General features: G+C 70.0%; 29 protein-coding genes. 13 read left to right on the top strand and 16 right to left on the bottom strand.

Annotation, left to right across the window (positions count from 1 at the left end; all coding sequences use genetic code 11):
- Positions 1–74 precede the first annotated feature (74 nt).
- The 4 genes from VF106_RS46460 to VF106_RS46475 all read right to left on the bottom strand — a co-directional run bounded on the left by VF106_RS46460 (position 75) and on the right by VF106_RS46475 (position 3205).
- Positions 75–710 carry a TetR/AcrR family transcriptional regulator gene (locus VF106_RS46460; protein WP_330846496.1) on the bottom strand — a complete coding sequence of 212 codons (636 nt, stop codon included), beginning with the start codon at positions 708–710 and terminating at the stop codon, positions 75–77.
- Between the two features lie 27 nt (positions 711–737).
- Positions 738–2135 (bottom strand): MFS transporter, encoded by a 1398-nt coding sequence (locus tag VF106_RS46465; protein ID WP_330846497.1) that lies wholly within the window; start codon positions 2133–2135, stop codon positions 738–740.
- Between the two features lie 120 nt (positions 2136–2255).
- Complete coding sequence (locus tag VF106_RS46470) at positions 2256–2531, bottom strand: hypothetical protein (protein ID WP_330846498.1); 276 nt, start codon at positions 2529–2531, stop codon at positions 2256–2258.
- Between the two features lie 65 nt (positions 2532–2596).
- Positions 2597–3205, bottom strand: coding sequence for a TetR/AcrR family transcriptional regulator (locus VF106_RS46475; RefSeq protein WP_330846499.1), 609 nt, complete (start codon positions 3203–3205; stop codon positions 2597–2599).
- A gap of 23 nt (positions 3206–3228) precedes the next feature.
- Here VF106_RS46475 and VF106_RS46480 point away from each other — a divergent pair, with 23 nt between their 5' ends.
- The 5 genes from VF106_RS46480 (at position 3229) to VF106_RS46500 (ending at position 7821) form a co-directional block, all read left to right on the top strand.
- A complete protein-coding gene (locus VF106_RS46480) occupies positions 3229–3690 on the top strand; it encodes an SRPBCC family protein (protein ID WP_330846500.1) in 462 nt (153 codons plus the stop codon).
- Between the two features lie 152 nt (positions 3691–3842).
- Positions 3843–4697: a Scr1 family TA system antitoxin-like transcriptional regulator gene (locus tag VF106_RS46485; protein ID WP_330846501.1), complete on the top strand. Its 855-nt coding sequence runs from the start codon at positions 3843–3845 to the stop codon at positions 4695–4697.
- Positions 4697–4930 (top strand): DUF397 domain-containing protein, encoded by a 234-nt coding sequence (locus tag VF106_RS46490; protein WP_330846670.1) that lies wholly within the window; start codon positions 4697–4699, stop codon positions 4928–4930. Before VF106_RS46485 ends, VF106_RS46490 begins: the two co-directional genes overlap by 1 nt.
- A 37-nt stretch (positions 4931–4967) precedes the next feature.
- Positions 4968–6557 (top strand): hypothetical protein, encoded by a 1590-nt coding sequence (locus tag VF106_RS46495; RefSeq protein WP_330846502.1) that lies wholly within the window; start codon positions 4968–4970, stop codon positions 6555–6557.
- 145 nt (positions 6558–6702) lie between these two features.
- Positions 6703–7821 carry a S1 family peptidase gene (locus VF106_RS46500; RefSeq protein ID WP_330846503.1) on the top strand — a complete coding sequence of 373 codons (1119 nt, stop codon included), beginning with the start codon at positions 6703–6705 and terminating at the stop codon, positions 7819–7821.
- Positions 7822–7861: 40 nt separating this feature from the next.
- Here the strand turns inward: VF106_RS46500 and VF106_RS46505 are convergent, their stop codons facing one another.
- Entirely contained in the window at positions 7862–9355 is a 1494-nt protein-coding gene (locus tag VF106_RS46505) for an amidase (RefSeq protein WP_330846504.1), read from the bottom strand.
- Entirely contained in the window at positions 9352–9630 is a 279-nt protein-coding gene (locus VF106_RS46510) for a hypothetical protein (RefSeq protein WP_330846505.1), read from the bottom strand. The genes VF106_RS46505 and VF106_RS46510 overlap by 4 nt, the downstream gene beginning before the upstream one ends.
- Before the next feature lie 145 nt (positions 9631–9775).
- On the opposite strand from VF106_RS46510, the gene VF106_RS46515 reads away from it, so the two are divergent.
- The 4 genes from VF106_RS46515 to VF106_RS46530 all read left to right on the top strand — a co-directional run bounded on the left by VF106_RS46515 (position 9776) and on the right by VF106_RS46530 (position 13324).
- Entirely contained in the window at positions 9776–10186 is a 411-nt protein-coding gene (locus VF106_RS46515) for a DUF6098 family protein (protein WP_330846671.1), read from the top strand.
- 168 nt (positions 10187–10354) lie between these two features.
- Complete coding sequence (locus VF106_RS46520; RefSeq protein ID WP_330846506.1) at positions 10355–11299, top strand: TIGR03557 family F420-dependent LLM class oxidoreductase; 945 nt, start codon at positions 10355–10357, stop codon at positions 11297–11299.
- Positions 11296–12366, top strand: coding sequence for a carboxylate-amine ligase (locus VF106_RS46525; protein WP_330846507.1), 1071 nt, complete (start codon positions 11296–11298; stop codon positions 12364–12366). The genes VF106_RS46520 and VF106_RS46525 overlap by 4 nt, the downstream gene beginning before the upstream one ends.
- The gene (locus tag VF106_RS46530) at positions 12356–13324 is read left to right on the top strand and encodes an iron-containing redox enzyme family protein (RefSeq protein WP_330846508.1); all 969 of its coding nucleotides are present in this window, start codon (positions 12356–12358) and stop codon (positions 13322–13324) included. The genes VF106_RS46525 and VF106_RS46530 overlap by 11 nt, the downstream gene beginning before the upstream one ends.
- Before the next feature lie 17 nt (positions 13325–13341).
- On the opposite strand, the gene VF106_RS46535 is transcribed toward VF106_RS46530, so the two are convergent.
- From VF106_RS46535 to VF106_RS46565, 7 genes are all read right to left on the bottom strand, one after another.
- The gene (locus tag VF106_RS46535) at positions 13342–13512 is read right to left on the bottom strand and encodes a CDGSH iron-sulfur domain-containing protein (RefSeq protein WP_330846510.1); all 171 of its coding nucleotides are present in this window, start codon (positions 13510–13512) and stop codon (positions 13342–13344) included.
- Between the two features lie 7 nt (positions 13513–13519).
- Positions 13520–14176: a HemK2/MTQ2 family protein methyltransferase gene (locus tag VF106_RS46540; RefSeq protein WP_330846511.1), complete on the bottom strand. Its 657-nt coding sequence runs from the start codon at positions 14174–14176 to the stop codon at positions 13520–13522.
- Positions 14177–14216: 40 nt separating this feature from the next.
- Complete coding sequence (locus tag VF106_RS46545; RefSeq protein ID WP_330846512.1) at positions 14217–14609, bottom strand: STAS domain-containing protein; 393 nt, start codon at positions 14607–14609, stop codon at positions 14217–14219.
- Positions 14610–14766: 157 nt separating this feature from the next.
- Complete coding sequence (locus tag VF106_RS46550) at positions 14767–15150, bottom strand: response regulator (RefSeq protein ID WP_330846513.1); 384 nt, start codon at positions 15148–15150, stop codon at positions 14767–14769.
- Positions 15147–16571 (bottom strand): PAS domain-containing sensor histidine kinase, encoded by a 1425-nt coding sequence (locus VF106_RS46555; RefSeq protein WP_330846514.1) that lies wholly within the window; start codon positions 16569–16571, stop codon positions 15147–15149. Before VF106_RS46555 ends, VF106_RS46550 begins: the two co-directional genes overlap by 4 nt.
- 28 nt (positions 16572–16599) lie before the next feature.
- The gene (locus tag VF106_RS46560; RefSeq protein WP_330846515.1) at positions 16600–17010 is read right to left on the bottom strand and encodes an ATP-binding protein; all 411 of its coding nucleotides are present in this window, start codon (positions 17008–17010) and stop codon (positions 16600–16602) included.
- Positions 17011–17093: 83 nt separating this feature from the next.
- Entirely contained in the window at positions 17094–17717 is a 624-nt protein-coding gene (locus VF106_RS46565; protein ID WP_330846516.1) for a LuxR C-terminal-related transcriptional regulator, read from the bottom strand.
- A gap of 294 nt (positions 17718–18011) precedes the next feature.
- Here VF106_RS46565 and VF106_RS46570 point away from each other — a divergent pair, with 294 nt between their 5' ends.
- Together VF106_RS46570 and VF106_RS46575 are read left to right on the top strand one after the other, a co-directional pair.
- Positions 18012–18404: a hypothetical protein gene (locus VF106_RS46570; protein WP_330846517.1), complete on the top strand. Its 393-nt coding sequence runs from the start codon at positions 18012–18014 to the stop codon at positions 18402–18404.
- Positions 18401–19882, top strand: a complete 1482-nt coding sequence (locus VF106_RS46575; RefSeq protein ID WP_330846518.1) for an FAD-dependent oxidoreductase — start codon at positions 18401–18403, stop codon at positions 19880–19882. Before VF106_RS46570 ends, VF106_RS46575 begins: the two co-directional genes overlap by 4 nt.
- An 815-nt stretch (positions 19883–20697) precedes the next feature.
- Here the strand turns inward: VF106_RS46575 and VF106_RS46580 are convergent.
- A complete protein-coding gene (locus tag VF106_RS46580; RefSeq protein WP_330846519.1) occupies positions 20698–21186 on the bottom strand; it encodes a MarR family winged helix-turn-helix transcriptional regulator in 489 nt (162 codons plus the stop codon).
- A 65-nt stretch (positions 21187–21251) separates the two neighbouring features.
- Here VF106_RS46580 and VF106_RS46585 point away from each other — a divergent pair, with 65 nt between their 5' ends.
- Entirely contained in the window at positions 21252–22148 is an 897-nt protein-coding gene (locus VF106_RS46585; protein WP_330846520.1) for an EamA family transporter, read from the top strand.
- A complete protein-coding gene (locus tag VF106_RS46590; protein WP_330846521.1) occupies positions 22100–22693 on the top strand; it encodes an NAD(P)-dependent oxidoreductase in 594 nt (197 codons plus the stop codon). Before VF106_RS46585 ends, VF106_RS46590 begins: the two co-directional genes overlap by 49 nt.
- Here VF106_RS46590 and VF106_RS46595 read toward each other — a convergent pair whose 3' ends face one another.
- Both VF106_RS46595 and VF106_RS46600 read right to left on the bottom strand, forming a co-directional pair.
- Positions 22694–23890 (bottom strand): D-arabinono-1,4-lactone oxidase, encoded by a 1197-nt coding sequence (locus VF106_RS46595; RefSeq protein ID WP_330846522.1) that lies wholly within the window; start codon positions 23888–23890, stop codon positions 22694–22696.
- On the bottom strand, positions 23891–26575 hold the full coding sequence (locus VF106_RS46600) for a helix-turn-helix transcriptional regulator (RefSeq protein ID WP_330846523.1): 2685 nt from the start codon (positions 26573–26575) through the stop codon (positions 23891–23893).
- Positions 26576–26583 lie beyond the last annotated feature (8 nt).

Raw genomic sequence — 26583 nt, forward strand, 5'->3', positions numbered from 1 at the left:
CGGCTGGTCAGCCAACCCGCTCGTTCGAGCCGCGCCAGGATCGGGTGGATGGTGCCGCTGGGCAGGCCCTCAACTCAGGAGCGTGGGGTCCACCGGCCGGCTCGTTCCTCCAGCGTGGGGGCGATGCTCGGCAGCGGTGTGGTCGTCGGCGGGATGCGCAGGCCGTCGAGGATGATCGTCAGGTAGCGCTGACGGACGTCGCGGGTGCGGGCCGCGTCGCCGACGCTGATCACCGCCAGCTGCTCGAACAGTGCGCCGAGGTCGCCGACGTCCAGGTCGGGGCGGATCACGCCGGCTCGTCGGGTCCGCGACACCAGCTCCTCGTTGAGCTGGCCGGCGCGGGTGGACATCTCGTACAGCTCCGCCGACGGGGTGAACGTGCCCGCCAAGGCCATCGTGATCGAGTGGGTGTCGGCGTCCACGACGTCCCTCATGAACGTCGCGAACGCCTCCCACGGGTCACCCTCGTCGTGGACCGCCGTTTCGACGATCTTCGTGTACAGCTCGAGGCCGTCCGCGCACAGCTTGCGCAGCAGATCCTCCTTGCTGGGGTAGCGCCGGTACAGGGCGCTGATCCCGACGCCGGCCCGCTCGGCGACCGCGGCCACCGGCGCGGTCGGGTCGGCGACGAACACCTCGCGCGCCGCCTCGACGATCAGCCGGTCGTTGCGGGCGGCCTGTGCCTTGCGGCCGCTGAGCGGAGCCGTCACGGGATCCTCCTTACTGGATCATCGAGCCTAGTGGGCGGCGGCCTTCGCCTTGCGGGGCAGCAGGAAGCCGAGCGCGAAGGTGACGGCCGTCAGCCCGAGCGCCACCAGCGTCACGATCTTCGCGGCGCCCACGAACGCACCCGCCGACGCGTTGGCGAAGAAGACCGTGCCCAGCACCGCGACGCCCAGCGACGCGCCGAGCTGCTGCACGGAGGTCAGGACCCCCGACGCGGAGCCGACCTCGTCGTCGGCCAGATCACCCACGATGATGTCGAACAGCGGCACGAAGATCATGCCCATCCCCGCCCCGAACACCACGAGCGGCGCGATCGGCGGCCCGTCGATCGACATGCTGACGTACAGCCACACCAGGCCGACCGCCATCAACCCGAGCCCGAGGTGCAGCACGTGCCGGCCGAGGTTGGCGAGGGCCGTGGCGCCGACCGCGGACCCGACGAACGCGCCGACCGCCCACGGCGCCATGGTCAGGCTGGCCTTCAGCGGCGAGTAGCCCAGCCCGAGTTGCAGAAAGAGACCGACGGCGAGCGAGAACCCGGTGATCGTCCCGAAGAACGCGACGACGAACGCGACGCCGGAGGAGTAGGACCGCTTGGCGAAGACCGACATCCGCACCAGGCCCTTCTGGGCGCGCAGGAAGATCGCGAAGACGACCGCGGACGCGGCCAGCATGCCGAGGGTCCACAGCGGCCAGCCCAGCTCGTGGCCCTGGGTCAACGGGTAGACCAGCAGGAACATGCCGGTGGCGGCGAGCAGCGCGCCCCGCACGTCGAGCCGCTCCCCTCGGGCGGTCGGCGGGCTGTCCGGCAGCACCCGGCGCCCGACGAGCAGCGCGAACAGCCCGAGCGGCAGGTTGATCGCGAACACCATCCGCCAGCCGGTGCCGAACAGGTCGGCGTCGACGAGTAGTCCTGCCACGACCGGCCCGAACACCGTCGCGAGCCCGATGACCGGCCCGAGCAGCGCGAACGCCTTGCCGACGTCGGCGCCGAACAACTCCCGGATGAGTCCGAACGACTGCGGCACCATGACCGCGCCGAACCCGCCCTGGAGCACCCGGGCGGCGAGCAGCATCTCGGGGGAGACGCTCACCGCGCACAGCAGCGACGCGGCGAGGAACCCGACGACGCCGACGATCATCATCCGCCTGCGCCCGTACATGTCGCCCAGCCGGCCGCCGACCAGCAGCCCGACGGCCATGGCAAGCGTGTAGCCGGCGGCGATCCACTGCAGCGTCGAGGTCGATCCGCCCAGGTCAGCACGGATGGCAGGGGCCGCGATGGTCCCGACGGTCGAGTCGAGGAGGTTCAACAGGTCGGCACCGAGGATCGCGAAGAGACCCAGCCAGCGGCGTGGGTGAGCTGGGGAAACCGGCTCGGCGACTGGCCGTTCGAGGGTGGTGGTCACGGTGTTCTCCTAAGGAACGGAATGCTTCGTTCTGTTCAAGACTAGCAGAACGGAATGCTTCATTCCAATAGGTTGGGGCGGATGGACCGCGTTCGATGCGCGAACCGAGGACTTCGCAGGTCAGGCCGGCTCCCGGGTGCCCTGAAGGGTACCCTCAGGACCCCGGGGCACCCTTGGGGCATCGCGGGCGCGTGGCGAAGGGCGGGCGGCCATGCGGTCCTTCATCACGCCCGCACGGTGAGGAGCGTCCTTCATCGCATCGCCGCGGTCGCCGCCGGATCGGGCCCGGTGTCCCGTGGTGACATGGGTCGCGAAGGCGTCGATCGACGCGATCAGCTTGTCCGTGGTCTCGATCTCCGGCTGCGTGATCCGCAGCGCAAGCGCGGCAATGGACATGCGGGATACAACTGGTGATCAAGCGTCGGGATATGAAGTGGTACCCGGATGGACTAACAGATGCCTTAGTCGGTGAGCCGGAGCGTGCTCGCGGCGTGGTCGAGCCAGCTGGTCAGGAACCGCTGCGGTGCCACGTCGCCCGGGGTGTGGCCGATGAGGATGTCGAGGATCGGGTAGTACGTCAGCGACGAGAGAAGGACGGCGGCGGTGGCTTCGGGGTCGGTGACGTCGGCCTGTCCGGAGTCGCGCAGCCCGGTGATCCATTCGGTGCACTCGCGGTAGAGGTGGTCGAGCACCCCCTGCCACATCTGTTCGAAGAGCTCCGGGAAGCCGGCGAACTCGCGGATCATGATCCGGACCAGGTCGCGCTCGCTGTCCATCACCGCCCACACCACCTGGGCCAGCAGTTGGAGTGCGGCACGCGGGTCGGCGGGGAGTTCGGCGAGGGCGTCCGCGTGCTGCTTCGCCATCGTCTCCAGGTTGCGGCGGACGGCCTGCTCCAGCAGTGCCCGCTTCGACGGGAAGTGCTTGTACAGCGCGCCTGAGCCGGGCGCCAGACCGCACGCCACCTGGATGTCCACCACCGAGGTCGCGTCGTAGCCTCGGGTGGAGAACAGTCGGATGGCCTCGTCGAGGATGCGTTCCCTGGTCACGCCGGGAGTCGTTCTCGCCATGGAAAGAGAGTACTCTCTTTCTTATGGTTCGAGTGACAGTTGAGCAGACCGTTCGGTGCACGCCCGACGAGTACCTCGCGCTGGTGATGGACGCCGAGCAGTACGCGAAGGTGGACGACAAGCTGGGCACGATCGACTGGGTGCGAAGCGATGGCAACGTCACCGACTTCCGCTTCCGCTCGCAGCTGCCCGGCCTGCCCGGGCCGCCGATGAAGGTGGTCTCCCGCATGCGGCTCACGCCCGGTGAGCGGGTCGACGTCGAGTACGCGCCGCCGCCGTGGAACCGGCTCGTCCGGCGCCTCTGCACGTTCGCGGCGAGTTTCGTCTGCACGCCGGTCGCCGGTGGCACGCGGGTGAGCCGGACCATCGAGTTCGGCTTCTCCCCGCTTCTCCGGTGGTTCGCCGAACCGGTTCTGCGGCGGACACTGCGCCCCGACGTCGAACGAGAGGTCAAGGGAGCGAAGGAGTTCCTGGAGAACCGTTGAGTTGCTCGCGGTGGGCCGTCACTCGATTGGGTGGACACCGTGGAAGCTGTGGGAAGTGGTGGCATCCCGGCCGCTAGGTTCGTCTCGCGGCGAACTGAACTCGCCTGTTTCGATTGGACTGGTGGGTTGGGGTGAACGAGTCAGGTCTTCCCGTGGCGCTTCGAAACGGCAGTCCGGCGCTGTTCAAGCGAATGATCGCGCTGTCGTTGAAGAAATGGCGTCTCGAGGCGCGGCTCCCGCAGAAGGACGCCGCCAAGCGGCTCGATCGCACCATCCAGCACATCAGCAACATCGAGGCAGGCCAGCTGCCGACAGCCGCTGACCTCGAGTTGCTGCTGGGGCTCTACGGCAAGGCAGACCAGATTCCCTTCATGCGGGACCTGCTTTCCGCCGCCCGCAAGGCCAAGAACTGGTGGACGGCCACGTCCGGCGCGGTGCCGAAGTGGTTCGACCTCTTCCTCGGTCTGGAGTCCGGAGCGGCGGAGTTGTTCACCTACAACACGATCGTCGTACCGGGCCTACTCCAGACCCGCCGGTACGCCGAGGCGGTGCTGCGCGGCAACCCCAACTTCACCAGGGAGCAGCTCGCCAAGGCAGCCGACCTTCGCGTCGGCCGCCAGCGGATCCTGGATCGAGCTATTTTCCGGACTGTTGTCGATGAGTCGGTGCTCTACCGACAGCGGGGCGACACCGCGACCATGCGCGATCAGCTGACGCATCTGATCGAGATGTCGAAGCGCCCCCGGATCGAGATCCAGGTCCTTCCGTTCGATGCCGGCCCCACGCCCGCGGTGGACGGCGGCAACTTCGTGGTGATGACGTTCCCTCCGGACATGGAGGGCGATCCGGGGTTGGTCCACCTGGAGTCGCTGACCGGCGGCACGTATGTGGAGAACGCGGACGAGATCGCCGAGTACCGGCGTGCCGTGATCGAACTCCGTGCGCGTGCCGCTGATCCGCACGTGTCTCGTGGCATCATCGAGAGGGCCGTCAAGGAGGTCACGTGATGATCGACAGCTCGTCCACGTGGCGGAAGTCCAGCTTCAGTGGCTCGGGTGGCGGTGAGTGCGTGGAGATCGCGCGGGACGAGGCCGTGTTCGGCATCCGGGACTCCAAGAACTCCGCCGGTCCCGTACTCACCTTCGCTGAGCCTCAGGGGCTCGCCTTCCTGATAGCCGTGCGTCGTTCGCGTGTCTCGTTCACGGCCGTCGCCTATCGCTGGCTCCCGAGGCCCGGGTAGGTTCTGCCACCTGGCGTTCACCTGGGGAGGATCGTCGATGGTCGTCGACGTTCGCGCTGCGCGGCGCAGATGGTTATCCACCGTTACCTGGACCGCACTGGCCGCTGTGCCGGTCGTCCTCATGGTGGTGGAGGTGTTGCGGTCGCCGCGGCTGCACTTCCTCGACTACTGGCAGATCCTCACCCACGCCACGACACGCACCGGCGGACTGGACGTCGGCGGGCTGTTCAAACTGCACAACGGCCATCCGATCGTGACGCCGGGGCTGGTGTTCTGGGCGGACGCCACGATCACCGACGGCTCGAACAACGTCGTCGGGCTCGTGAACGTCCTGCTCGCGGCGGCGGCCGTCGTCGCGTTGCGTGCGATGCTGCCGGGCGACCTCGACGGCACGAAGAAGGGCGCGCTCACCGTCGCGTTCGCGTTCCTCGTGTTCTCCTCCGGTGCGCTGGAGATGTTCGGCATCAGCATGAGCGGCGCGTCCTGGCTGCTCGGCCTCGTGCCGGCGATGTTCGCGATGCTGTGTGCGCACCGGGGGCACACCGTTGCGGCGCTGCTGCTCGGGGTGCTCGCCAACCTGGGGCACGGCACGGCGTTCGCGCTGTGGCCGGCCTTGGCCCTGGTCGCGTGGCTGCGTGGGGACGCGCTGTGGCGGGTGCTGGCGCCGCTGGGCGCGGTGGTGGCGCTGGCGGTCGGGTGGTCGCTGCTCCCGGCCCCGCCGGGTGGTGTCGGCCCCGGCGGCGAGTTCGGCATCGACACGCGTCTGGCCGCGATAGCCGGGGTGCTCAGCCCGATCCGCGTGGAGGACGGCGCGCCGCTGTCACTGGCGGTGGGTGGCGCGATCGCGGTCGTGCTGGCGGGTTTCGTGGTGCTCGCCGTCCGGGAGCGATTAGCGAAGCTGCCGGTGGCGGCGGTCGGCTGGGTCGGCCTGGGCACCCACATGCTCGGCGCCGCGGCCATGATCGGCCTGTCCCGCGAGGACTACGGCCCGACGATCGGGCTGACCGCCCGGTACGCCACGCTGTCGGGCCTCGCCGCGTGTGCCGTGCTGGCCCTTGTCGTGCTTCGAAGACCGGCCCTGCCCCCGGTGCGGGTCGCGGTCGCGACGTGCGCGGTGGCCCTGGCGACGTTCGCCGCCGGCTCGATGGAGTCGGTGAACGTGCGCAACCAGTATCTGAACCAGCGACTGGTCGCGGTCGCGATGCGGGTGGGTGCGGACGACGTTGCCCGGCAGTACCGGTTGAAGCCGCGCGTGTGGGAAGTGGCCGAGCGGGCGGGGTTCTACCCGTTCGTCGACGACCTCGACCTCGGCTGCGGGATGCGGCTGGGGTCGCGGGTCCCGAGCCTCAAACGGGGCGTCGGCTCGGTCGACACGGGCCCGGTGCGGGGCGGGGTGGAACTGCGGGGATGGGCGTTGGTGGACGGTCGCCGGGCGGAGTGTGTGTTCGTGGTGAACACCTCCGGTGTGGTCGTCGGCGGCGGCTACACCGGCCTACCCAGGCCGGACCTGCCCAAGGAGAAGAACACGAACGAGCTACGGGCAGGCTGGGCGGCGGTCGCCGGCCCGTCCCTCGCGGACAACAGTGTGGTGGTCGTGTCGTCGGGCGGTGAGTTCTACGGGCTATGACGTGCGGGATGGGTGGGGACCGCGATCCATTGTCCTAGATCAACGAACTTTGGTCTAGACCTTGACGAGACTGCACCGGATACTTCACGGTTGTTCGTGAGAGCGCTCTCATCCCTCTCAACCCCTGCTGAGAAACGAGAGCATCATGAAGAAGGCACGAACGCTCGGCCTGGCGGGCGCGTCCGCGCTCCTGGCCATGAGCGCCGTTCTCGCCGGTGGTGCGCCGGCGGTGAGTGAGGCCGTCTCCAGCGATCCGTTCGTCGCGGCCATGCAGCGCGATCTCGGTCTGACCGAGACGCGGGCCCTGACCCGGATGCGGCAGGAAGCCACTGCCATGGAAATCGATCCGGCCGCGCGGGAAGTGGCCGGCGCGGCATACGGTGGCTCGTGGTTCGACCCGGCGCGGGGCTCCCTCGTCGTCGGCTTGTCTACTTTGGACAACGCCAAAGCCGTGCGGGCCACCGGGGCCACCGTTGTCCGCGTTCCGCGCACGTTGGCCGAGCTCGACGCGGTCAAGGCCGGGCTGGACGGACTGAAGGCGCCGCGGGATGTCGCCAGCTGGCGGGTCGAGCCACGGACCGGCAGCGTGGTCGTCGTCGTGCGGCGGGGTGGCGACGCCACTGACTTCCTTGCCGCGGCGCGGAAACTCGGGCCGATCACCGTCGAGGAGACCGACGAGATGCCCCGGACGTTCGCGGCCGGCACGGTCGGTGGCGATCCGTACATCATCAACGGGCGGGTCCGCTGTTCCATCGGGTTCTCGGTGGAGGGCGGGTTCGTCAGCGCCGGGCACTGTGGCGGCGCCGGCGCGAGTGTGAACGGCTGGGACGGTTCCTGGATGGGCACGTTCGCCGGCTCCTCGTTCCCCGGTAACGACTACTCGTTCATCCGCATCGGCGGTGGCTGGTGGACGGTGCCCGTCGTGCTCGGGTGGGGCACCGTCCCCGACCGGCTGGTGCGTGGCTCCGCCGAGGCACCCGTCGGGTCGTCCATCTGCCGGTCCGGGTCGACCACGCGCTGGCACTGCGGCACCGTGCTCGCCAAGAACGAGACGGTGAACTACCAGCAGGGCGCGGTCCACCAGATGACCAAGACCAGCGTGTGTGCCGAGCCAGGCGACTCCGGTGGCTCCTTCATCACCGGCGAGCAGGCCCAGGGGATGACCTCCGGCGGATGGGGCAACTGCTCCTCCGGCGGGGAGACCTGGTTCCAGCCGGTGAACGAGGTGCTCGGGGTGTACGGGCTCCGGCTCGTGGTGGCCTGAGCCAAACATGCCGCCGCGCGGGCGGGCGCGGCGGCATGACTCACTGCATGGTCTGCGCCACCTGCTCTGCCGTCAGGCGGCCCGCGGCACGGATCGTGGCTCCCGTCGGGTCGGCCGGGCGGCGGTGGTGCCAGTCGGTCACCGCCTGGTAGGCCGCCGCGATCGACAGGAGGCGGTCCTCCGCGAACGGTTGCCCGCCCAGGATGGCGCCCACTGGCAGGCCATCGGCGGTGAAGCCGATGGGAAGTGCCAGCTCCGGCAGGCCCAGGATGTCGAACGGGACCGGACCGGTCTGGACCACCACGTCACAGCGGCCGAACGTGTCGGTCAGGACCCGTTCCAGCAACAGCGTCTTCGCGCGCTGGCCGATCAGGTACTCGTTCGCGCCGAGCAGCGCGCCCTGTAGCCAGCCGAGCACCGACACGCCGAACTTGCGTAGATCCGTTGCCAGGTAAGGGAGGAACGGTTCACTGCGCTCCGGCAGCCGGACGTTGTTGAACGCACCGCCGGTCAGCGGGTCCCACTCCTCGGGTAGCGGCACCTCGACGATCGTGACGCCACGCACGTTCGCCAGCGTGTCTATAAAGGACTTTCGGAACGGGTCCGCGGTATAGCCGGGCAGCACGCCGATCCGTGTCGGCCAGCGAAGGCGGCCGCGAACCGGAGTGGCGGCCGTGACCAGGTCGGGAACCCTCGGCAGTCCCTGTGTGCGCGGGTCAGCCGGATCCGCGCCGGCCATTGTGGACAGCAGGATCGCCGCGTCCATGGCGTCGCGAGCCAGTGGGCCAGGATGGTCACGCGTGTAGCTCAGCGGCACGATCCCGTGCAGCGACACCCGACCCATCGTCGGCTTCAGGCCCGTCAGGTTCTGCGCGTTCGACGGTGCCGTAATGGAACCGCCGGTCTGCGTGCCGGTACCGCCCGCGGCCATCCGGCCCGCCACGGCCGTGGCCGTACCCGTGGACGAACCGCCGGGGTCGACCTCGGGCCGGTTCGGCGCCCACGCGTTCACCGTCGTGATCCGGCCGTCCGGGGTGGTGGCACGGGTCGTCGCCAGCGGGCCCATCTGCGTCTTGCCGACGAGCACGGCTCCCGCCGCTCGCAGCCGGGCGACCGCGGTCGCGTCGTACGGTGGCGTGAAACCCTCGAACAGGAACGAGTTCACGGTGGTCGGGATGCCGGCCGTGAAGTAGTTGTCCTTGATCGCGAGCGGGATCCCGTGCAGGACACCACGTTTCGGCCGCTGCGTTTCGGCGACGTGGTTGAACGCCTGGTACACGCCGTCGAAACGGTCGATGCGTGCCCGGTACGCGGCGAGGAGGTCGTTCGGGTCGAGGCGGCCTCGACGGATCAGCGTGGCCGCCTCCGCGATGGTCAGCTCGGTGAGGTCGCGGGACCTCGGTTCGACGTCCGGGGGCGCGGTCGTGGCGGAAACCGGTGTGGCGGAAGCGATCGCAGGCAACGCTGCGCCCGCGCCCAGTGCCGCGGTGCGGGCCAGGAACGCGCGCCGGTCCACGCGCTGGGGCTCCGTCACCGCGTCCACGCCTCCGTGATCGACGGGTACAGCAGCGGCGGCGCGGTCTGCTGCGCGAGGCTGTGGTCCGGCCCGAACCGGTACGTACCAAGGGGAAGCACGGTCGTGCGCAGGAACGAACGCAGGCTCGCGAGCGCGGTCTCCCTTCCCGGCGCGCCGGTGACCGGGTCGGGTGCCGTGCCAGGCGGCAACTGGTCGAGGTCAATGCCGAGCAGCGCGAGACGAGCCCGTATCAACGTGTTCAGTTCGTCGTCGGTCGGTGGCTTTGGCGCCACGGTGGCCTCCACGGAAGGTGGGCAGGAACGGCCTCGACATCCTTGGCGAACGATAGTTACTTGATCATAACGGGTTCTGTGAAACCTCCACGTTACCGGTTCGTTTCGGGTGCGGAAGCCATGGGCACCCGGGGTCATGACCGAGATGCCGGTGCTCAACCGGCTGGCCGAGCTGACCCTGCTGCTGGAACACGACGTGCCCGTCTACCTGCGGTACTCGCCCGGCCCGGCGGCGGACTCGGCGCACCCCAGCAGGGATCACGAGAGTGGGCTGCTGATGCCCGGCCTGTCGGCCAACCCGCTACGACCGCCGAAGTGGTGGACCCGGTCGCCCGAGGACTGGGTGGCGCGGCGGGTGTGCCAGTACATCCGTGAGCTGGACGAAGGCGCGCGGCCCTGGGTGCTGACCGGCAAGGTGATCGACTTCGGTCCGGACAACGAGCCGCTGCTCGACGAGGTGGCGCCCATCGCCTGGCTGTCGAGCGAGCTGCTCCGCGAGGCGCACCAGCGCTACCACGATCAACTCGACGCCGGCCAGGCCACACATCCAAGCTGACCACCGCGTGTCCAACACTCCAGACCCGCGTGTCCAACGCTCACGACGGGTGAGTTCAACAATTCGTGACTGAGTTTTGTTGAACTCGGTGGTCCGCACTGTTGGACACGCGGGTTCTGGGTGTTGGACACGCGGGTTGACGTGGGGGTGAGTGGGTACCCGCCCGGCATGGTGAGCTTGGGATACTTCCTGTCCTGCGAGGAGTTCGGGCCGCGGGAGCTCGTCCGGCAGGCCGAGCAGGCCGCCGACGCCGGGTTCGAGCGGCTCTGGATCTCCGACCACTACCACCCCTGGAACGACGTCCAGGGGCAGAGCCCGTTCGTCTGGTCGGTCATCGGGGCGCTGTCCGAGGCGGTCGACCTGCCCGTCACCACCGCGGTGACCTGCCCGACCGTCCGCATCCACCCCGCCGTGCTCGCCCAGGCGGCGGCCACCGCGGCCGTCCAGCTGAACGGCAGGTTCACTCTCGGTGTCGGCTCCGGCGAGGCCCTCAACGAGCACATCCTCGGTGACCCGTGGCCCAACGCGGACGTGCGGCTGGAGATGCTCGAGGAGGCCGTCGAGGTCATCCGGCTGCTCCACCAGGGTGGCAGCCGCAGCCACCGGGGCAAGCACTACACCGTCGAGAACGCCCGGATCTACACGCTGCCCGAGCAGCCCGTCCCGATCTACGTCTCGGCGTTCGGCCCGAAGGCCGCGCAGCTCGCGGGGCGGATCGGAGACGGGTTCGTGTCCGTCATGCCCGACGCCGACATCCTGCGCACCTACCGCGAGGCCGGTGGGAAGGGCCCCGCGCAGGGCGGGTTCAAGGTGTGCCACGCACCGACTGTCGAGGATGGACTGAAGACGGCGCACCGGATCTGGCCCAACGAAGGCCTGCCGGGCGAGCTCGCGCAGGTGCTGCCGCAGCCCGAGCACTTCGAGCAGGCCAGCGAGCTGGTCACGCAGGACATGCTCTCGCTGCCGACCGGCCCGGATCCCGAGCCGTACGTCGAGCGCGTAAGGTCCTTTGTGGATGCCGGATTCGACGAGGTGTACGTGGCGCAGATCGGACCCCGTCAGGACGAGTTCTTCCAGTTCTGGCGCGACAAAGTGACACCGCGACTAGGGTGAACACGTTCGGTGTCGAGGAGGAGTTCCTGCTCGTCGACCCGGCGACGGGACAGACTGTCCCGGCCGCGGTCGAGGTGCTGAAGGCCGCCCGCGAGGAGCCGGGCGGGATGGTGCACGCCGAGTTACAGCTGACGCAGGCCGAGGCCGCGACCGAGCCGTGCGAGACGCTCGCCGAGCTCGAGCGCCAGCTCCGGCAGGGGCGGGAAAGACTGGCCGCCGCCGCGCGGGGGTGCGGCGTGTGGCTCGTGCCGAGCGGGTCGGCGCCGTTCGGTGGCCCCACCGACGTGACCGGCGGCGACCGGTTCGAGGGCATCGCCACCCGCTACGCCGAGATCGTCCACGACTACCAGGCGTGTGGCTGCCACGTGCACGTCGGAGTGCCCGACCTGGAGACCGCGGTGGCCGTCTGCAACCACGTGCGGCCCTGGCTGCCGATGTTGCTCGCGCTCTCGGGGAACTCGCCGTTCCACCAGGGCCGGGACACCGGCTACGCGAGCTGGCGGATGGTCGAGCAGTCGCGGTTCCCCGGTTCCGGTGTGCCGCCGCGGTTCCGCGACGCCGCCGACTACGGGATGCGGGTCGAGCGGCTGGTCGACTGCGGGATACTCGAGGACGACGCCATGACGTTCTGGCTGGTCAGACCGTCCCCGGCGTGGCCGACCATCGAGTTCCGGGTCGCCGACACGGCCATCGACGTGCCGGCGGCGATGTTGCAGGCCACACTCTCGCGTGCGCTCGTGATGACCGCGCTCGCAGACCTGGACCGCGGCCGGGAGGCCCCGCTGCTCGACGAGCAGGTGCTGGCCGCCGCCGTGTGGACCGCGGCGCGGTACGGGCTCGCGGGCGAGGGCGTGCACCCGGTGCGGGAGTGCCGCGTGCCGGTGACCGACCTGCTCCACGAGTTGATCGTGCGGGTGGCGCCTGCGCTCGCGGAGTCCGGCGACCTGGCGGCCGCGCGGGAGCTGTTCGTCGACCTCCTGCGGAACGGCACGGGTGCCGAGCGGCAGCGGACCGCCGGCGAGGACGTGGTGCGGTCTCTGGCGATTGGAGTGTCCGATGAGGACTGAAGCATTCCTGCCGACACCGCGTGGCCCGCTGTCGGCCGCGGTGGTGGCGCTGCTGCGGGACGGCACGGCGCCCAGGGTCAAGGTGGCCGGTGATCCCTTCGGGGAGGACCTCGCGGTGGCGCTGCACACGTGTTACGAGCTGCACTACCAGGGTTTCGCCGGGGTGGCGGCCGAATGGGAGTGGTCGCCGGTGCTGCTCGGGTTCCGTCACGAGCTGGAGCGGGTGTTCGAGGAGGCGCTGCGCGACTCGGTCAAGCCAAGTACGGACGTCGGCGCCGTGCTCGAGGAACTGCTGGTCGAGCCGGTGCCAGGCAACGGGGTGTCCCACTTCCTGCGTGACGAGGGGGAGCGGTGGCAGTTGATGGAGTACCTCGTGCACCGGTCGATCTACCACCACAAGGAGGCCGACCCGCATGCCTGGGTGATCCCACGCCTGTGGGGGCAGGCGAAGGCGGCGCTGGTGGCGGTGGAGTTCGACGAGTTCGGCGGCGGGCGTGGGGACCGCGTGCACGCCCAGCTGTACCGGGACATGATGGCGGCGTCCGGTTTGGACACCGGCTATCTGTCCTATTTCGACGACGTGCCGGCGCCCGTGATCGCGGTGGTCAACATGATGTCGATGTTCGGGCTGCACAGGAGGTTACGCGGCGCGATGGTGGGCCACTTCGCGGCGGCGGAGATCACCACCCCGCCGAGCGCCGCCCGCCTGGTGAAGGCGATCGACCGCTTGGGCGGCGACCCGCACTTCTTCGCCGAACACGTGGAGGCGGACGCCGTGCACGAGCAGATCCTGCGCCACGACGTGATCGGCGACCTGCTGGCCCGCGAACCCGACCTGGCGGCGGACGTCGTGTTCGGCATCCAGGCGACGGAGTTCCTGGAGTCCCGGTTCGCCGAACACGTACTGACCGCATGGCACGAGCCCCGAACCTCCCTACGACGCCCACTCGCGTCCTGAAGGTGCCCTTCGAGACATCACGCCGACTCGCGGACGCGTTTGCGGTGGCTCGTGTCGCACAGCGGGAAACGCTTGCTGCGGCGGCAGGTGCACACCGCGACCACGAACCGGTCTGAGTGGACGGTCGTGCCGTCTTCCGTGACCAGGTCCACCGGGCCCTCCACGAGAAGGGGACCGTCCTGGATCATGCGGACCCTACGGGGTCGCTGGGAGGTCACCGCGGATCACCACCAGTTCCTCGGATCGCTGGTCCGGGTCGATGAGGCCCAGTGCGAGCAGTTCCCGCCGGCGGCCGTGCATCACCGGGCCGAACGGCACCTCGGCACGTGCGACCACCGCCGCCTTCAGTCCACCGCCACGCAGTTGTCGAAGAGTCTTCTCGGTGTCGCACAGTCCTGAGTGGACCACGAGCAGTGTTCCTCGGGGTGTCAGCAACAGGGGAGCGTTGGCGCACAACCGGTCCACCAGTTCTCGACCGTCCACACCGGCATCCCACGCGCGGTGCCGGCCGTGAGGTTTGCGTGCCGTTCCCGGCACGTACGGCGGGTTCGCGAGGATGAGGTCGAACATTCGGCCGGCGACCCGTTCGAACACGTCGCCGCGTAGCACGTTGGCTCTTATGCCGCGCACCAACGTGTTCAGACGTGCTGCCCACACCGCGCGCCGGGACACGTCGACGGCGGTGATGCTGGACGGGTGAGTGCGGGCGGCCGCGATGGACAACGCGCCCGTGCCGCAGCCGATGTCGAGAACCCTGGCGCCGGGCCGGATACCGGCCGCGGCGAGTGCGGTGGACAGCAACGAGGTGTCGTGCTGCGGAAGGTAGACGCCCGGTGGGCAGGTGAGCCACATGGCCGGAGGATGCCTCCGGTCATGTCAAGCCAAACTCGCCTTACCGGGCCAGTGCGGAACGTGCGCCCGAAGTGGACGTATAGATCTCCAGATCGGCGGCAACGTCGGTGAGGCTGAGCACCCGCTGGACGTTGGGCGTGGACGCGACCACCACGAGCCGACGGTTCGCCTCGGCCTTCCGCTCGCCGGCGGCCTGCAACACCTGAATGCCGATCAGGGCGAGGAAGTGGACCTGGGACAGGTCGACCATGACGTTGGGTACTTCGCGGCGGTCGGTGTCGGCGAGCGCGTCCCGTAGCGCTGGGGCGGTGTAGAGGTCGATTTCTCCGACCGGGTGGACCCGCTCGAGATCCTGTCGTTCCTGGACCTGGCGGACGGTCAGGTACTCGCGCACAGTCTCCCGGTGGGTGACCGGCGCGGTGTTCTGGCTCATCGGATCTCCCCAAAGTCGGGATCGTGAGCGGTGCGTCCGGAGCGAGCCGATCAAAAATGCCACTCCGTCGACGGCGTCCTCGTTGCCGCCCGTCGGCCGGTTGCTTCAACCTCAAGCCAGCATTGCACGGTGCGCCAGATGTGTCCAGGAGCCCTGGTCAGACGTCTACAGCGGCGCCCGCACGGCGGACGGCGGCGACGATCTCCGCGTTGGTGATGCCCTTGACCAGGAACTCGCGGACGCCGAGTCGTTTCAGCTCCTCAGCGGTGCCCGAGTCGTCGTACGCGGAGAACGCGAGCAACTGGGTGCGTGGGGAGCGGGTCCGGATTTCCCTGGTCGCGTGCGTGGCGCCGCCGCCTGGCATGCGCACGTCGAGCACGGCGACGTCCGGGCCGTGGCGTTCGGCCAGGTCGACGGCCTCCTCCGCGTCCTCGGCGGTGGCGACCACATGAAGATCGACCTCGGCCTCGAGGACCTCGGACAGTGCCATGCGGAGCATCGGGTCGTCGTCGGCGACCAGGACACGCAGCTGATCGGTCATCTCGACTCCTGTGCGGGTGCTGTCGGCAGCCAGAACTGGACCGTGGTGCCAGTATCGGGGGAGCTCGTGGCTGACCACCAGCCACCCGCGGTCTCGGCTCGCTCCCGCATCTCCAGCAACCCGAACTGTTGGTACGAGTTGTCGGGCAGCGGGTCGGGAAAGCCGACGCCGTTGTCGCTGACCCGCGTCAGTGTGCCGCCGTCCTTGCTGTTCAGCGTGATCTCGACGTGCGTCGCCTGCGCGTGCTTGCGCACGTTGGTCAGCGCCTCCTGGCAGATCCGGAAGATCGTGATCGCGATCGGGAGCGGTGGCTCCTGTGCCAGGTCGGCGGACAGGTCCGTGTCGAGGTCCCAGCCGGCGACGACGTCCTGCAGGTAGCCGGCGAGGGCCGGGACCAGGCCGTGCTGGTCGATCGTGGTGGGCCGCAGGTGCACGACCAGGTTGCGCAGGCGGCCGACCGAGGCACGCACCGACTCCTCCAGCAGGTGCACGACCGGCCGGTGCTCGTCCGGCAGCCGCGACTCCAGCAGCTGCAGTCGCATGCCGACCGCCACCATCGCCTGGATGGAGTCGTCGTGCACGTCCCACGCGATTCGCCGCCGCTCCAGCTCCTGGGCCTCGACGAGGTGGTTGAGCAGCCGTCTTCGCTCGGAGAGCGCCTGCTCGGCGGCGCGCCGTTCGGTCATGTCTCGGGTGACCTTGCCGAAGCCGCGGAGTTCGCCGGTGTCGTCGAACAGTGCGGTGATGACCACGTTGGCCCAGAAGCGGGTGCCGTCCTTGCGGACGCGCCAGCCCTCGTCCTCGAGCCGGCCTTCGGCCACCGCCTGTTCGAGCTCGCGTTCGGGTTTGCGGTCGGCGATGTCCTCGGCGGGGTAGAACACGGAGAAGTGCTGGCCGAGGATCTCCTCCTCGGAGTAGCCCTTGATGCGTTGGGCGCCGTCGTTCCAGCTGATGATGTGCCCGCCCGGGTCGAGCATGAAGATGCCGTAGTCGAGCACCCCGTGCACCAGCAGGCGGAAGCGCTCCTCGCTCGCCCGCAACGCCTCCTCGGCGGCGCGGCGTTCGGTCATGTCTCGGGTGACCTTGCCGAAGCCCCGCAACTCGCCGGCCCCGTCGAACAGCGCGGTGATCACGACGTTGGCCCAGAAGCGGGTGCCGTCCTTGCGGACGCGCCAACCCTCGTCCTCCACGCGACCCTGGGTGATCGCCTGTTCGAGCTCGCGCTCGGGTTTGCGGTCGGCGATGTCCTCGGCGGGATAGAACACGGAGAAGTGCTGGCCAAGGATCTCCTCCTCCCGGTAACCCTTGATGAGTCTCGCTCCGGCGTTCCAGCTCGTGATGAGGCCGGTCGGGTCGAGCATGAAGATGGCGTAGTCACGTACGCCCTGCACCAGTAGCCGGTACCCGTCGTCCGGTCGCATGTGTCAACTGTGCACCACGGCGGGCGCGTCAGCCGGGGATGGTCGTCTCCGGGGCGGCGGGCAGCTCGCACCACACCACCTTCCCCCGTCCCCGGCGTGACGCACCCCAGGCGGACGAGAGCTGCTCGACGACGCGAAGGCCGAGACCACTTGTCGGGGTGACCCGATGGGACACGGGGAGGAGTGGACTGTCGTCGCACACCTCGACGCGGACCTGGTTCCCGCCGTCGAGTAACCGGACTACCGGGGTGCCGTGGCCGTGCAGAAGCGCGTTGGTGACCAGTTCGGACACGACCAGAACGATGTCGTCGACGCTCTCCCCGTCGGATCCTCTCTGCCAGCTGGCAAGGGTCGACCGGGTGAACTGTCTGGCGAGTGCCGCACTGGTGTTGCGCTCGGCGAGTCGGAGTTCGGCTACGGCCGGTGCACGTGTCTCCACGAAAGCACCCTCTGCTAATCGGACGGTTTGGACGAGATGCGAATGATGCTCAGCGACTAGTGCACATGCACCAGTGACGAACATCAGTCCAGCAGGCCCTCTCTTCTCGCGATCGCCACGGCCTCCAGTTTGGACCGAGCGCCCAGCTTTTCGAGCACCCGCTGAACGTGGTTGCGTGCGGTGTTGTGCGCGACGCCGAGGCGTCTGGCCACCTCCGCCGTACTCGCTCCGTCAGCAAGCAGGCCGAGGGCCTGGCGTTCGCGGGCGGTGAGCGTGGCGCTGCGGGTGCGGCCGGTCAGCCTGCTCAGCACGCCGGCGAGGAACTCGGCGCCGAACACCACCTCGCCGGCCGCGACGCGGCGGACCGCGTCCTCCAACTCGTCGAGGCCGGCCGACTTCAGCACCAGGCCGCAGCCACCGGCCTCGGCGACCCTGGCAGCGATCGTCGCGGTCGCTTCCCCCGTCAGCATGAGAACGCGGGCACCGGTGCCGCCCAGCGGGCCGATCGCCTCGATCGCGTCCCCGTCCGGGAGTCTTCGGTCGAGCAGCACCACGTCCGGTGCATGGCGGCTCACCTCGACGAGTGCCGTGGCGATGGACCGGGCTCTGGCGACGATCTCGATGTCGTCGGCTCGATCCATCGCGAGCGCCATCGCCTCGGCCACCATGTCGTGGTCCTCGACGAGAACCACCCGGGTCGGTGCCATGAGACGATTCTGGTCCCTTTGGTGGGGGATTCGTGTGCTATTTCGCCGCGTCAACTTTCTCCTGTTGCCCCTCAGCCGCCACGTTGGTGCTCTCGACCGTAGTGGGCGAGGCGGCCTCGTGGGACCCGGAGGGCTGAGGTAAGGACACTATCGCGGTATCCACGGCGAGTCGCTCCCGGCAACGGTGCGCCATGCGGCGGCTGGAAATCGTCATGGTCGTTTCTCCTTCGTCGGTACAGGCCTACCCCGGTGCTGTCGCGTTTAGCCCCGGCCTGACCTGGTTATTCGAACCGCATGACCAGTCGCGGGCGGTGGGTGACGATCTGCGCTCTGCTGTGCTTCTGCACAGCCTGCGCGGGCAACGGTGACGCCGTCACGACCGCGACGACGCGTTTCCTCGACGCCGTCGACCAGGGCGACGGCGAGGCGGCGTGCACCATGCTGTCCCCGCCCGCCGAGGAGAGCCTCACCAGCGACGGCACCGACTGCGCCACCGCGCTCACCGAGCTCGACCTGCCCTCGGGCGGCGGGGTCCGCACGACCAGCGTCTGGTCGGACCGGGCGCAGGTGCACACCGCCGACGACGTGTTGTTCCTGGTCGACCTGTCGAACGGCTGGCGGATCGCCGCCGCGGGCTGCGAGCAGCAGCCCGACGAGATCTACAAATGTGTGCTGGAGGCGTCATGACGCGCTCGTTGTGGCTGGAGACAGCACCGTCGCCGGCTCGGCGTGAGCCGCCGCTGCCTCGTGAGGCGGACGTGCTCGTGCTCGGCGCCGGCATAGCCGGGTTGACCACGGCCTACCTGCTCGCCGAGGCCGGCAGGTCGGTGGTGGTGCTGGAGGCCGGGGAGATCGCCGCCGGGGTGTCCGGTCACACCACCGCGAAGCTGACCGCGCAGCACGAGCTGATCTACCACCGCATCGCGGCGCGCCGCGGCCCCGCCTCCGCCGCGAGCTACGGCGCCGAGCAGCTCGCCGCCCTCGACTGGGTCGTGCGCACGGCCGAGAAGTACGGCATCGAGTGCGACCTCGAACGGGTCGACAGCTACGTGTACACGACGGACCAGGAACAGGTCGAGAAGCTGCGCACGGAGGCGGACGTGGCGGCCAAGGCGGGGCTGCCGGCCTCCTTCGTCGAGGAGGTGGACCTGCCGGTCGACGCCGTCGGCGCCGTGCGGTTCCGCGACCAGGCCCAGTTCCACCCCCGGAAGTGGTTGCTGGGGCTCGCGGCCGAGCTGGAGGCTCTCGACGGCCGGATCATCGAGGGTGTCCGCGCCCTCGGCATCCAGGAGGGCTCGCCGTCGATCGTGCGGACGACGGCCGGCGCGCTGCGGGCCAAGGACGTCGTCGTCGCCACGCACTACCCGATCTTCGACCGCGGCGTGTTCTTCGCCAGGCTGGAGCCGACCCGGGACCTGGTCGTCGCGGGTCCGGCCAGTCGGCAGGTGGTGGGCACCTACCTGGATGCCGTCACCCACCACTCGGTTCGCTCCGTGCCGGGCGGTGTACTGGTGGTCGGCGGTGAGCACTACCGGGTCGGCGACCACGTGGACGTGGCGGCCAAGCACGAACGGCTCGCGGAGTGGGCCCGTGACCGGTTCGGCGTCGACGTGCGCTACCGGTGGTCCGCCCACGACATGTCCACTGTGGACGGTGTGCCGTTCGTGGGGCGTTACCATCCCCGCGCGTCCCACCTGTGGGTCGCGACGGGCTTCGGCCAGTGGGGGATGACCGGCGGCACGGCGGCGGGGCTCCTGCTGCGCGACCTGGTACAGGGAGAGCCCTCGGAGCTGGCGTCGCTGTTCGACCCGGGCCGTGTGTCGCTGCCGGCGCTGGTGTCGTTCAACGCGACGGTCGCCAAGTACCTCGCCGGGGACCACCTCCGTGCGCTGCGCGCGCCGGGCGTGTCCGACCTGCCGCCGGGCGAGGCCACCGTGACCCGCCAGGGCGCCACGATGGTCGCCGCCTACCGCGACGAGGCCGGCGTGCTACACGCGGTGAACGCGCGATGCACGCACCTGGGGTGCCTCGTGCAGTTCAACAACGCCGAGCGCACGTGGGACTGCCCGTGCCACGGCTCCCGATTCGCCCTGGACGGCAAAGTGGTCCAGGGCCCCGCGGTCCGCCCGTTGCACCCGCTTCCGGAGAAGGGAAAAAACCAATGACCGAGCCGAACATCCCACCATCGGACCCGATCCCGGACCCGAACAACCCCACCCCGGGCCCCACGCCCACAGACCCACCCCAACCCCCGGTACCCCCGGGCCCAGACCCACGCCCCCCAACAGAACCAAACCCCCTAGGCCCCGGCGGCCCCTAACCTGCGCGAGTCGCGCGTTCGGCCCCCGCGAGTCGCGGTTTCGTGTACACGCGAGTCGCGGTTTCGGCTCCCGCGAGTCGCGCGTTCGGCTCCCGCGAGTCGCGGTTTCGTGTACACGCGAGTCGCGGTTTCGGCTCCTGTGAGTCGCGCGTTCGGCACTCCTGAGTTTCGTGTTTCGCTCAGGGTGTTGGTGCTGTTTGTGGGGCTTGTGGGTTCGGTGGTGGCGGCGGATTTTACGGGCGGTGCACTCACGCCTCAAGGGCGCCTTCGGCGTCGGCTTCGCCGATGGGCTTCGCCCACCCTTGACCCGCGAGCCTCCACCGCCCTGGGGCAGGCAAATACCGGGCAGGCTGGCGCCTGCCCGCCCCGGGCCCGCCGCCACCACCGAACCCCTTCGCGTTCGTCACCACGCCAGATAGCTGGTCGGCGCGCGAGTCCAACGGTGGAGACCCGCGTGTCCAACACCGGGGACCCGCGAGTTCAACACCGGGGACCCGCGAGTTCAACATTGCGAGTTCGCGAGTTTCGACCCTTGGGGACGCGGGCGTTCCCGAAAACGTGACTCGCAGGGGCCGAAAGCGAGACTCGCCGGGGCTGAACGCCAGACTCGCGGGGGCTGAACGCGAGACTCGCGGGGGCTGAACGCGAGACTCGCGGGGGTTAGTGCTTGGTTTCCAGTGACTCCAGCAGGTTTCGGAGTGTTGTTGCCAGTGTGTCGCGTTCTTCTGGGGTCAGGGATGCCAGTAGGCGGTGTTCTGTTGCCACGTGGTCTGGGAGGGCGCGGTCGATCAGTGCGCGTCCTTCTGCTGTCAGGGACACGTGTACTACTCGGCCGTCGGTGGGGCTTGGGGTGCGGGTCACCAGGCCGCGGGCGGCGAGTCGGTCCAGGCGTTGGGTCACCGCGCCGGACGTGATCATCGATGAACGCATCAGGGTCGCCGGGGTGAGTGGGGCGTCGTTGCGTCGCAGGGTGGCCAGTACGTCGAACGACGGGCGGTCCAGGTCGTGCGTCGCGAACGTGCGGGACAGTTCGCCGTCGAACACGCGGGCCAGGCGGGACAGGCGGCCGATCACCCCCATCGGGGAGACGTCGAGGTCGGGGCGCACCGCTGCCCACTGCGCCAGTACCTGGTCAACGTGATCTGCCATGTCGGACATCTTAGCGGTGAGGTAACTCACTGGCATAAATCTTAGCGCTGAGATACATTGTCTTAGTGCTAAGCAATCGACTGGTGGTGACCGCCCTCGCGCCCGCCATCTGGGGGACGACCTATCTGGTCACCAGCGAACTCCTCCCGCCGGACCGGCCGCTGCTGGCCGCCGTCGTCCGTGCCCTTCCCGCCGGGCTCCTGCTCACCGCGATGACCCGCCGTCTGCCGCAGGGTGACTGGTGGTGGCGGGCCTTCGTCCTCGGTTCCCTCAACATCGGGGCGTTCCTCGCGCTCCTGTTCGTCGCCGCCTACCGGTTGCCCGGGGGTGTCGCGGCGACCGTCGGGGCGGTACAGCCGATCCTCGTCGCCTGCCTGTCCGCCGGGCTGCTCGGTGAACGGCTGCGGACCCGCACGATCGTGGCCGGCGCGGCCGGGGTCGCCGGCGTCAGCCTGCTGGTGCTGCGTGCCGACGCACGGCTCGACGCGCTGGGGGTCGCCGCCGCGCTCGGCGGCGCCGTCGTGATGGCGACCGGGGTCGTGCTGGCCAAGCGGTGGCGGTCGCCCGTCTCGCCGCTCGCGACCACCGGGTGGCAGCTCATCGCCGGAGGGCTCGTGCTGGTGCCGTTCATGGCCGTCTTCGAAGGGCTGCCGCCGGCGCTCACCGGGGCGAACCTCGCCGGATTCGCCTACCTCTCGATCATCGGGGCCGCGCTCGCGTACCCGCTGTGGTTCCACGGCATCCGCGCCCTGTCCCCGACGAACGTGACCTTCCTCGGCCTGCTCAGCCCGTTGGTCGCCACGGCGCTCGGCTGGCTCGTTCTCGACCAGCGGCTCACCCCGGCACAACTGGCCGGCGGGCTCCTCGTGCTCGCGGCCGTCATCGCACCCCAACTGACCAAGGAGAAGAAGCCATGCGCATCACCGTCTTCGGCGCCACCGGTGCCGTCGGCCGCGAGGTAGTCACCGAGGCCACGACACGCGGTCACGACGTCCGGGCGGCGAGCCGAGCGTCCGGAGTGGACGCCACCAACGTGGCCGACGTCGTCCGGGTGAGTGCGGGGCAGGATCTGGTCATCAGCGCCACGCGACCGCATCCTGGACACGAAGCCGAGTTGGCGGCCGTCACCCGTGCTTTGCTGGCCGGACTGCGGGGCAGCGGCACACGGCTCCTGCTCGTCGGCGGCGCGGCCACCCTGCGCAGGGCGGACGGGGTGCTGGTCCAGGACGCGCCGGACTTCCCGCTCACGTTACGGCCGATCGCGAACGCGTGCGCCGACCAGCTCGCCGTGTGCAGGACCGAGTCCGAAGTGGACTGGGTGTACCTGAGCCCGCCGATGCTGCTCGAAACCGGCCCGCGCACAGGCCGCTACCGGTTGGGCGCCGACGACCTCATCACCGACGAGCACGGCGAGTCCCGCATCTCGAACGCCGACCTGGCCGTCGTGCTGCTGGACGAGGCGGAGCGGCCCAGGCACCGGCGCACCCGGTTCACCGTCGGGTACTGATCAGAACCGGTCGAGGAACTCGTTGGTGAACTTGCCCTTCGGGTCGTGGTGATCACGCAGCTCGGCGAAGTCCGTCCACCGTGGATACAGCGCGGCGACGTCCCTGGTGTGGAAAAGCTTGCCCCAGTGGGGACGCGCGCCGAGCGGGAGGAGCGCCGCCTCAATGTCGGGTAGCAGCGCGGTCACCCCCGGCACGTCCAGCTTCCACGTGAAGTGCACGCCCAGCACGTCGCGGCCACCCGCCGGGCTCAACCACAGCGAGTCGGCCGCGACCGTGCGCAGCTCCGTGATCTGCAACAGCGGTGTGATCCGGGAGCCCATCGACCGCAGCCGGGCCAACGCGTCCACAGCGGACTCCCTGGGCAGCAGGTACTCGCTCTGCAGCTCCGCGCCCGCGCTCGGCTTGTGGCCCAACCGGAAGTGCGGCAACCGGTCCAGCCACGGGCCGGGCGCGCCGCCCTGCTCGGTCACCGCCGCCACCGACTCGCCGGCGAGCATGTGGACCGGGCCATCGGCCGGGGTGAACGGCAGGCTCACCTCGTCGAGGCTCTTCACCCACACCTGCGCCGGGCCGGACCAGTCGGTGAACACGCTCACGCTGTAGCCGCTCGCGAACACGGTGTCCAGCTCGGCGACGGCCGTCTCCCACGGCACGTCGACGTAAACCTGTTGGCGCACCTCGAAAGAGGGTCGCACGTCGAGCGTCACGGTGGTCACGATCCCCAGCGCGCCAAGGGCGACGACGCTGCCCGCGAACTCCGGGTCGCCGCGCCACACCCTGCGCAGGCCACCGGATGCCGTCACCAGCTCGAGGCCGGCCACCGAAGTGGACAGACAGCCGTTGGCGTCACCCGAGCCGTGCGTGGCCGTCGCGACCGCGCCGATCACCGAGATGTGCGGCAGAGACGCCATGTTCGGCAGCGCCAACCCTTGTGACTGCAGGAACTCCGCCAGCACGCCGTACCGGGTCGCGGCCGGTACGGTGACCTGGTTGCCGCTGACGGTGATCTCCGCCGGCAGCTCATCGAGGGACACGAGCGTGCCGGGCCCGTCGGCCACCTCGCTGAACGAGTGCCGCGACCCGAGCGCGCGTACCCGGTCCCGTTCGGACACCAGCGACCGCAACGCCTCCACCGTCCTCGGACGTGCTATTTCCCTTGCCTGGTAAGCGATGTTGCCGGCCCAGTTGCGCTCCACCTACCGGTGCTCCTGTCTGTGTGCCAGTGCCGCAGCCTGGATTCGGCTCTTCACCCCGAGTTTGCGCAGGATGTTGGAGACGTGCACGCTTGCGGTCTTCGTACTGATGAACAACTCCGCCGCGATCTCGGCGTTCGTCCTGCCCTGCCCGACCAGCGCGAGGATCTCGGCCTCACGCGCGGTCAGCCCGAGCACGGACGGGGTGCCCGCCGGTTTGAGCCGCGCCCGCTCGCTGACCGAGCTGACGAGCGCGGCCAGCGGCGCCGCGCCGAGTTCCTGTGCCGTGGCCGCGGCGAAGCCGAGTAACTCCGCCGCGTGCGCGCGGGATCGCTTGGCGGACAACAAGGCCTCGGCCTCCCGGAACCGCGCGTACGCCGAGAGATAGCGGTCCGGGCCCCCGTCGACCGCGGCCCACGCGGCCGGGTCACGGCTACGTTCGGCCTCGGCGAGCGCCACGGCCCGCAGGGTTCTGGGCAGGGGGATCGCCCCCGTCAGCGATTCGCGGTGGGCGCGTCCCGCCGCCACAAGCTCGTCCGCCTCGGCCGGGTCGTCGGTGAGCGCCACACCCGTGGCCACCAGACGGGCCACCAGCCACATGTCCTGTGCGGGCAGTGCCAGGTCCAGGCCTTCCCGCACCGCGACCCGCGCGTCGGCGGACCGGCCTTCCGCCGCGGCGAGGCGGGCCCGCAGGTGCGCCAGCTCCGAGCCGTACTGCGCGTCGCCCTGGCCGTCGAGGACCGTGCCGATCCGTTTCAGCAGCTCCGCCGCCTCGGTCAGCTCCCCGCGCCGCACCAGGATCTCCGCCCTCGGCAGATCCACGAAGATCCAGTTGAACGGATCGGCGGCGGGGTCGTCGGGATCGCTCGTCGTGTCGAGGGCCTCGTCCCAGCGACCCAGCTCCGTCAGTGCCCGCACGACGTTGCCGACCAGCGGCAGCAGGTAGATGTCGAAGCCCAGCTCGCCGGCCCGGGTGCGCCCCTCGCGTGCGATCGCGAGAGCCTGTTCGTGACGATCTGCCCAGATCAGACCCTCCGACGCGTTCACGTAACCGACGCCGATGAACCGTGGCACCCGGGACTGCCATGCGAACGCGCGGTGCTGCTCCAGGTACGTGACGCCCTCGTCCACGTGCCCGAGCATCACGTTGCCGGCACCAAGCACGGTCAGTGCGCGGTTGCGTGCCACGCCTTCCGCGCCCGGCAGAAGGCGGGTCGCGTGCCGCACCGCGTCCAGGTGCCGCGCTCCCAGCATGTCCAGCATCATCCGCCACGACTCGAGAGTTGGCCGGGCCGCCGAGCCCACGGGCAGCAGCCGCACGGCCTCCGCCGCCGCGTGGCGCGCCAGTTCCCAGTTGCCGACACTGCGTGCCTGGTAGGACAGCTGTTCGTACGCGTTGGCCACGCGTTCCGGGTCGCGGAGCTCGGCGAGCCGTTGCTGTGTCAGCTCGACCGCGCGCTGGTTGTGGCCGGCGAGGCTCGCCGCCTCCGCCGCCTGCTCCAGCAGCGTGTCGTGGCCGAGGCCGGCCACCGCGGCCGGGTCGGGCACGTCCGGCCACCGGCGTAGCGCTCGCTCGTAGTGCGCGTGCGCGGCGGCCGGCGCGAGACCCTCGGTCGCGACCGCCGCCGCCCGCACGGCCGCGGCGAGCGCCGGTGCCGCCTCGCCGGCGGCATCCCAGTGGTGCGCGAGTTCCGCGGCCGGTGACATCGCCAGCTCCGGGCGTTCGGCCAGACAGCGGGCGACCGCCGCGTGTGCCTGCCGCCGTTCACCGGGCAGCAGCTCCCGGTACAGCGCCTCGTGGATCAACGCGTGCCGGAACGCGTACGAGTCCGGCTCGACGATCACCAGATGGCCGTGGTCGATAAGGCTCCGCACCGTTCGGTCGAGGTCCTCGTCCGGCGCGAGCGCCGCGAGCAGGTCGTGTGGCACCGTCCGGCCCACCACCGACGCGAGCCGCGCCAGCCGTTGCGCCGGTTCGGGGAGCCGTGCCAGGCGCGTCACGATGATCTCCCGGACCGTGCTCGGCACGGTGTCGCCGGCGGCCAGCAGCTCCTCGGTGTAGAACGGGTTGCCCTCGGCGCGGGCGACCAGCGTGTCGACCAGGTCGGCCGGAGGGCGGGTACCCAGCACAGCCGTCGCCAGCGCGGCAACCCCGTCCCGGTCCAGCGGGGCGAGGCTGAGCCGCTGGGTGTGCCGGGACCGGGCCAGCTCGGCGAGCAGCGTCGCGACGGGGTGATGGGCGGGAACCTCGTCCGTCCGGGAGGTGACGACCATGAGCACCGCTGTGTTCGCGAGGGCCCGGTGCAGGTACAGCAGCAGGTCGCGGGTCGCCGCGTCCGCCCAGTGCACGTCCTCGACGACGAGCACGACCCGTTCACCCGCCGCCCGGACCGCGTCGGCGAAGCGCCGGTACTCGGCGGCCCGGTCGCCATCCGCCATTCCGGTGAACACGTGCGGTAGCGCCTCGACGAAGGGCGCGAACGGGATGTCGGCCTCCAGCTGCAGGCACCCTCCAGACAGGACGGTCGCCCCGATCCGGGCCGTGAACGCGTTGACCAGGCGAGTCTTGCCCACACCGGCGTCGCCGTCGATCAACACCAGCCGGACGTCCCGCGCCGACGCAGCCGCGCGAAGGGCGGCGAGCTCGGCTCGCCGCCCGAGGAACTCCGGCACCGACACCCGCGCCACGCGGTGAA

The sequence above is a fragment of the Actinophytocola sp. genome (assembly GCF_036378875.1).
Taxonomy (GTDB): Bacteria; Actinomycetota; Actinomycetes; order Mycobacteriales; family Pseudonocardiaceae; genus Actinophytocola.